This is a genomic window from Achromobacter sp. UBA5777 (genome assembly GCF_002418565.1).
GTDB lineage: Bacteria > Pseudomonadota > Gammaproteobacteria > Burkholderiales > Burkholderiaceae_B > Achromobacter > Achromobacter animicus.
In genome coordinates this window covers 1-6,817 of the sequence record NZ_DIEJ01000125.1, presented here as the reverse complement: position 1 = coordinate 6,817, position 6,817 = coordinate 1, and the positions used below count along the sequence as shown (strand labels likewise).

Genomic DNA, 6,817 nt, shown 5'->3' with positions numbered 1-6,817 from the left:
CAGCGCGCGCCATCTGGATCGTTTCATCACCGCCGGGCTCACCGATTTCATGCCGCGCATCTTCGCCACCGGCCTCGCGCCCGTCGAACACGCCTGCGGCGCCGCGCTATTGGGAATGGACCTTGCCTCCCCGCTGCGCGCCCCGCTCGCGCAGCACCTGCTGCAGGGTTTCCGCGCCTGACCTACCCCCCCGATCCGGCCCCGCCTAGGGGCTGGATCGTCGTCTTTTATTCCCTGTTTGTTACCAGGCCCTCGCGCCCCAAAAATGGGGGTTCGATCGAGCCGGTTAAAATGTGAGCATGCGCATAGGCCAGTGGACCCTCCCCAACAACGTTCTTGTCGCGCCCATGGCGGGCGTGACGGATCGTCCTTTCCGCCAGCTTTGCAAGAAGCTGGGGGCGGGTTACGCGGTGTCCGAGATGGCCGCCAGCAACCCGAAACTCTGGGACAGCGTCAAGACCTCGCGCCGCCTGAACCACGATGGCGAGATCGCCCCCATTTCCGTGCAGATCGCCGGGGCGGACCCCGCCATGATGGCCGAGGCGGCGGCCTTCAACGCCAACAAGGGCGCCCGGATCATCGACATCAACATGGGATGTCCGGTCAAGAAGGTGTGCAATGTGGCGTCGGGATCGGCGCTGTTGCGCCATGAAGACCTGATCGTCCGCATCCTGGACGCCGTGGTCGCCGCCTGCGCCCCGCTGGGCGTGCCCGTCACCCTGAAGACCCGCACCGGCTGGGATCGCAATAGCCGCAATGCTTTGCGCGTCGCCAAGCTGGCCGAAAACGCCGGCATCGCCGCCCTCACGCTGCACGGCCGCACGCGGGCCGACCTCTATACGGGCGAGGCGGAATATGACACCATCCGCGCCGTCAAGGCCGAAATCGGCATCCCCGTCATTGCGAACGGAGATATCGACTCGCCCGCCAAAGCCCGGCATGTCCTGGATTACACTGGCGCCGATGCGGTCATGATTGGCCGGGCGGCCCAGGGCCGTCCGTGGATCTTCCGCGAAATCGACCACTACCTGCGCACGGGCGAAACACTGGCCCCTCCCTCTTATAGGGAAATGCGCGAGCTGCTGCTCGAACATCTCGACGACCACTACCGTTTCTATGGCGAGCACACCGGCGTACGCACCGCGCGCAAGCACATAGGCTGGTATGTGGACGGCCTGCCAGGCGCGGATTCGTTCTGCGCCGGCATGAACCTGATCGACAACACCCGCGACCAATGGCGGGCGGTGGCGGACTGGTTCGACACGCTCTCACGCGACGGCGCCCCTACCCCGGCGCCGGCCGCAGAAGCCCTATTGGCGGCATGACCGCCTAAACACCAACATAAAAATATCTGTACTCAAATGAGCAAGAAAGATGTCCTGGAAGAATGCGTGCGCGCCAGCCTGGAGCGCTATTTCGAAGACTTGGGCGAGTCCGAGCCCCACGATATGTGGGACATGGTCATGCGCTGCGTGGAGCGCCCGGTGCTTGAAGTAGCGTTGGAGCGGTCGGGCGGCAACCAGTCCCGGGCGTCCGAGATGCTGGGCATCACCCGCAATACCCTGCGCAAGAAGTTGCTGGCGCACAATATCCAGGTTTAGCTTTCCCCCGCGCGGGCGGCGCATGCTTGGCGCCGCCGCCCCCTCCAGATTTCCCATCCGACCAGAACGAGAAAGGCGTCCCCGCCCCACTCCGTCCCATCATGAAAATCGAAACCGCCCTGCTTTCGGTGTCCGACAAGACCGGCATCGTTGAATTTGCCCGCGCCCTGGCCGCGCGTGGCGTGCGCCTGCTGTCGACCGGCGGCACCGCCAAGCTGCTTGCCGATTCCGGCCTGACCGTCACCGAAGTGGCCGCCCACACCGGCTCGCCCGAGATCCTGGACGGCCGCGTGAAGACGCTGCACCCGAAGATCCACGGCGGCCTGCTGGCCCGCCGCGACAGCGCCGAGCACATGGACACGATCAAGGCGGCTGGCATCGATCGCATCGACATGCTGGTGGTCAACCTGTACCCGTTCCGTGAGACGGTCGCCAAGCCCGACTGCACGTTTGCCGACGCCGTCGAGAACATCGACATCGGCGGCCCTGCCATGCTGCGCGCTGCCGCCAAGAACCACGGCACCGAAGCCGGCGGCGTGACGGTCGTGATCGACCCGGTCGACTACTCGCGCGTCCTGGCCGAAATGGACAAGGGCGGCTCGACCTCTTACGGTCTGCGCCTGGCGCTGGCCGCCAAGGTCTACGCCCACACGGCCGCGTACGACGGCGCCATCGCCGCCTACCTGACCAGCCTGACCGAAGCCGAACCCACGCAGGAAGCCGTGCCCGCCCGCAACGAATGGCCCGGCACGCTGACGCTGCAGGTCAAGCAGGAACAGGCTTTGCGCTACGGCGAGAACCCGCATCAAAGCGCCGCCTTCTACGTGGACGCGCAGCGTCCGGCCGGCCTGCTGGGCAACTACCGCCAGCTTCAGGGCAAGGAACTGTCCTACAACAACATCGCCGACGCCGACGCGGCGTGGGAATGCGCGCGCAGCTTCGAGGCGCCCGCCTGCGTCATCGTCAAGCACGCCAACCCCTGCGGCGTGGCCGTGGCGGCCGATACGCTGGGGGCGTACCAGCAAGCCTTCAAGACGGACCCGACGTCGGCCTTTGGCGGCATCATCGCCTTCAACCGTCCGGTTGACGCCGCGACCGCCGAAGCCGTCAGCGCGCAATTCCTGGAAGTGCTGCTGGCCCCGGCCTACGACGGCGCCGCGCTGGCCATCCTGGCCGCCAAGAAGAACGTGCGCGTACTGGAAGTGCCGATGGGCACGGGCCAGAACGCCTTCGACATCAAGCGCGTGGGCGGCGGCTGGCTGGTGCAGACCCCGGACGCCTACAACGTGCCGCGCGACGCCCTGAAGGTCGTCACCAAGCGCCAGCCCACCGAACAGGAAATGAACGACCTGTCGTTCGCCTGGAAGGTCGCCAAGTACGTCAAGTCCAACGCCATCGTGTTCGTGGGCGGCGGCATGACCCTCGGTGTCGGCGCCGGCCAGATGAGCCGCATCGACTCGGCCCGCATCGCCTCCATCAAGGCGGAAAACGCCGGCCTGACCCTGAAGGGCTCGGCGGTGGCGTCCGACGCGTTCTTCCCGTTCCGCGACGGCCTGGACGTCGTGGTGGCGGCTGGCGCGACCTGCGTGATCCAGCCCGGCGGCAGCGTGCGCGATGACGAAGTCATCGCCGCCGCCGACGAACACGGCATCGCCATGGTGCTGACCGGCACTCGCCACTTCCGCCACTGATGCGCGTCCTCGGCATCGATCCCGGCCTGCGCCGCACCGGCTTCGGCGTGATCGATGCCGAAGGCTCGCGGCTGCGTTACGTGGCCAGCGGGACCATCGTGGTCCCGCCGGCGCTGACGCTGTCCGAACGCCTGAAGGTCATCCTGGACAATCTGCGCCAGGTGGCCCGCGACACGCAACCCGACGTGGCCGCGCTGGAAATCGTCTTCCTGAACACCAATCCCGCTTCCACCCTGCTGCTCGGACAGGCGCGCGGCGCGGCGCTGTGCGCGCTGGCCGACAGTTCGCTCGACGTGCACGAATACACCGCCCTGCAGATCAAGAAAGCCGTGGTCGGCACCGGCCGCGCGGCGAAAGAGCAGGTGCAGATGATGGTGCAGCATCTCTTGGCGCTGGACGGCGTGCCCGCCCCCGACTCGGCCGACGCGCTGGCCTGCGCGATCTGCCACGCGCACGTGGGTCCGCTGCAGGACAAGCTGGAACGCCTGGGCAGCGCGCTGCGCATGGGCGGCAAGACCCGCATCCGCAACGGCCGGCTGATCGGCTGATCCCCGCTTTCCCTTTTTCGCTGCGTCACATCACGCCTACGCGGCCCCGCCCGCTCGCGCGCCCGCACGTATAGAATCCCCGCATCTGCCGCGCATTGCGCGGCTCCACCATTGCCAGGCCTCTCACCATGATCGGAAGAATCACCGGAACCCTGATCGAAAAACTGCCCCCCACGATCTGCGTGGACGTGGGCGGGATCGGGTACGACATCGACGTGCCCATGAGCACGCTGTATTCGCTGCCCGACACGGGCGCGCGCGTCACGCTCTACACGCACCTGACCGTGCGCGAAGACGCGCACATCCTGTATGGCTTTGCCTCGGCCGGCGAACGCAGCGCGTTCCGTGAGCTCATCAAGGTCAGCGGGATCGGGGCGCGCACTGCCCTGTCCGTGCTGTCGGGTTTGTCGGTGGCGGACCTGGCGCAGGCCATCACGCTGCAGGAGTCGGGCCGCCTGACCCGCGTGCCGGGCATCGGCAAGAAGACCGCGGAACGCCTGCTGCTGGAGATGCGCGGCAAGCTGGGCGCGGACATCGGCGCTGCGGCGCATGTCACGCACGACAACCAGTCCGACATCCTGAATGCCCTGCTGGCGCTGGGCTACTCCGAGAAGGAATCGCTGTCGGCCCTGAAGACGCTGCCCGAAGGCGTGGGCGTGTCCGACGGCATCAAGCAGGCGCTGAAGGCGCTGGTGCGCTAAATCGCGCTAGGCCGTCTTGCCGTGTTGCAGGTAGCGCGGCGCCACGGCTTCCAGACCCGTGGGCACCACATGCAGCTCGGGCGCGATCGGCCCGCCGCAGACGTTGTCGCGGCGCAGTGAATCCAGATTGTCGCGGGACATCAGCGGCGTGCCCGGCATGCATTCGAACAGCCGGGCTTGCATGCGCCCCACCCCCATCGGGATGCTGATGACGGGACGCGGATGGCCGCTCCAGGCGGCGCATAGCCGCGCGATCTCGCCCAGCGTGTAGACCTGCGGCCCGCCCAGTTCGTAGGTCTTGCCGCAGGTATGCGTATCGGCCAGCGCGTTGACCATGGCCGTCACCACATCGCCCACATAGATGGGCTGCATGCGCGCATTGGCGCCAGCCAGTGGTAGCACCGGCAGCCAGCGCGCCAGCGACGCAAACATATTGGTGAAGTTGTCGTCGGGGCCGAAAAGCACCGACGGGCGGAAGATGGTCCAGCCGATATCGCCGCGGTCTTGGTAGGCCGCCTTGATGGCGGCCTCGCCGTCGCCCTTGGAGCGCTGGTACATGCTGTCGCCGCTGGAATCGGCGCCCAGCGCGCTGACGTGCAGCAGGCGACGCACGCCGTAGCGCACGCAGGCCTGCGCAATGCGCTGCGGCAGATGCACGTGGGCCCGCGCGAAGTCCGACCCATACGGCCGGCCCAGGTTGCCATGCAGGATGCCCACCAGATTCACGACGGCATCGCAGCCCCGGACCATGCCGTCGAGCGCGGCGTCATCATGGATGTCCGCCTGAAGCAGCGTGACGGTGGGAAGTAATTGCAGGTCGCGTCCGCGTGCAATGAGCCGCGTGGGCACGACGATCTGATGCGGGTCCGCGCAAAGCCGTGCTACCAAGTGGCGGCCGATGAAGCCCGTGCCGCCAATGACAAGGATACGCATGGCGTAGCCTCCGGTTCGTCAGGATCGAGGTTCGATTCTGCCTTGCCAGGTCGGCAGGCGCAAGCGCGCGCAGGGCGCACGCCGCGCGCGCCGCTTGATGCGCGTCAGCCCGCCAGCAGCCGGGCGTAGGCCGGAAGGTCGACGTTGCCGCCGCTGATGATGACGCCGACCCGGGCCCCGCGCACCGGCACCACGTTCTGCATGACGGCCGCCGCGGCCAGGCAGCCCGTGGGTTCCACGACCATCTTCATGCGCTCGGCAAAGAACTTCATCGTCGTGACGAGCTGTTCATCCGTCACCGTGACGATGTCGCGCACGTACTTCTGGATGAGGGGGAAAGTGATGTTGCCCAGGTGCGTGGTGGCGGCGCCATCGGCCAGCGTCTTGGGCGCGGGGATTCGGACAATTTCACCCTTGCGCAAGGACTGCTGCCCGTCGTTGCCGGCTTCGGGCTCGACGCCGTACACCAGGCAGCGCGGGCTGAGCGCGAAGGCGGACAGGGCCGAGCCCGACAGCAGGCCGCCGCCGCCCAGGCACACGAACAGGTAGTCCAGTTCGCCGACTTCCTCGAACAGCTCCTTGGCGGCGGTGCCCTGCCCCGCAATCACGTCCTCGTGGTCGTACGGCGGGATCAGCGTGGCGCCGGTTTCGGCCTGGATGCGGCGGGCGATGGTCTCGCGGTCTTCGGTGTAGCGGTCGTACGTGACGATCTTGCCGCCGTAGCCTTCGGTGGCCGCGCGCTTGGCCGCGGGCGCGTCCAGCGGCATGATGATCGTGGCCTGAACGCCTTGCAGCTTCGAGGCCAGCGCAATGGCCTGCGCGTGATTGCCCGACGAGAACGTCACCACGCCGGCGGCACGCTGCTCGGGCGTGAGGCGCGCGATGGCGTTGTAGCCGCCCCGGAACTTGAACGCGCCCATGCGCTGGAAGTTCTCGCACTTGAAGAACAGCGACGCGCCGGCGATGGCATCGGCGGTGGCCGAGGTCAGGACGGGCGTGCGGTGTGCGTTGCCGGCCAGGCGCTCGCTGGCGCGCACGACGTCATCATAGGAGGGCAATTCGGGCTGCATGGAATAAGGTCCTTAGATCGCGAGGGGGAAACGAAACCCTCGGATCATAAACCCGTCGCGCGGTTTGCGCGCCGCCCGTTGGCATGACGGCGCGTGGCGCGGATTATTTGCCGAAGAGGTCGCCGGAGCCGCCGGTGGCGGTGCCCGCAGGCGGCGCCAGGCCCAGGTGGCGCCAGGTGGTCAGCGTGGCGGTGCGGCCGCGCGGCGTGCGTTGCAGGTAGCCGTGCTGGATGAGGTACGGCTCGATAACGTCCTCGATCGTGTCGCGCTCTT

At 67.4% G+C, this 6,817-nt stretch carries 8 protein-coding genes and 1 pseudogene; 6 read left to right on the top strand and 3 right to left on the bottom strand.

Going from position 1 to position 6,817, the window contains the following annotated elements; translation table 11 throughout:
* The 6 genes and pseudogenes from B3446_RS09335 to ruvA form a co-directional block, all read left to right on the top strand.
* Window positions 1-181, top strand: a pseudogene (locus tag B3446_RS09335) (monooxygenase); the annotation flags it as partial.
* Window positions 182-299: 118 nt separating this feature from the next.
* On the top strand, window positions 300-1,325 hold the full coding sequence (gene dusB / locus B3446_RS09330) for a tRNA dihydrouridine synthase DusB (RefSeq protein ID WP_279974858.1): 1,026 nt from the start codon (window positions 300-302) through the stop codon (window positions 1,323-1,325).
* Window positions 1,326-1,361: 36 nt separating this feature from the next.
* Entirely contained in the window at window positions 1,362-1,601 is a 240-nt protein-coding gene (locus B3446_RS09325; protein ID WP_006217670.1) for a helix-turn-helix domain-containing protein, read from the top strand.
* A 101-nt stretch (window positions 1,602-1,702) separates the two neighbouring features.
* Window positions 1,703-3,292: a bifunctional phosphoribosylaminoimidazolecarboxamide formyltransferase/IMP cyclohydrolase gene (gene purH / locus B3446_RS09320; RefSeq protein ID WP_291380292.1), complete on the top strand. Its 1,590-nt coding sequence runs from the start codon at window positions 1,703-1,705 to the stop codon at window positions 3,290-3,292.
* Window positions 3,292-3,840 carry a crossover junction endodeoxyribonuclease RuvC gene (gene ruvC, locus B3446_RS09315; RefSeq protein WP_142050713.1) on the top strand — a complete coding sequence of 183 codons (549 nt, stop codon included), beginning with the start codon at window positions 3,292-3,294 and terminating at the stop codon, window positions 3,838-3,840. Before purH ends, ruvC begins: the two co-directional genes overlap by 1 nt.
* A gap of 128 nt (window positions 3,841-3,968) precedes the next feature.
* The gene (ruvA, locus tag B3446_RS09310) at window positions 3,969-4,541 is read left to right on the top strand and encodes a Holliday junction branch migration protein RuvA (protein ID WP_175137187.1); all 573 of its coding nucleotides are present in this window, start codon (window positions 3,969-3,971) and stop codon (window positions 4,539-4,541) included.
* 6 nt (window positions 4,542-4,547) lie between these two features.
* Here ruvA and B3446_RS09305 read toward each other — a convergent pair whose 3' ends face one another.
* The 3 genes from B3446_RS09305 to B3446_RS09295 form a co-directional block, all read right to left on the bottom strand.
* Complete coding sequence (locus B3446_RS09305) at window positions 4,548-5,474, bottom strand: complex I NDUFA9 subunit family protein (RefSeq protein ID WP_291380287.1); 927 nt, start codon at window positions 5,472-5,474, stop codon at window positions 4,548-4,550.
* 104 nt (window positions 5,475-5,578) lie between these two features.
* A complete protein-coding gene (locus B3446_RS09300; protein ID WP_175123200.1) occupies window positions 5,579-6,544 on the bottom strand; it encodes a threo-3-hydroxy-L-aspartate ammonia-lyase in 966 nt (321 codons plus the stop codon).
* 103 nt (window positions 6,545-6,647) lie between these two features.
* On the bottom strand, window positions 6,648-6,817 hold a 170-nt coding region (locus B3446_RS09295; RefSeq protein WP_291380328.1), incomplete at its 5' end, for a Holliday junction DNA helicase RuvB C-terminal domain-containing protein.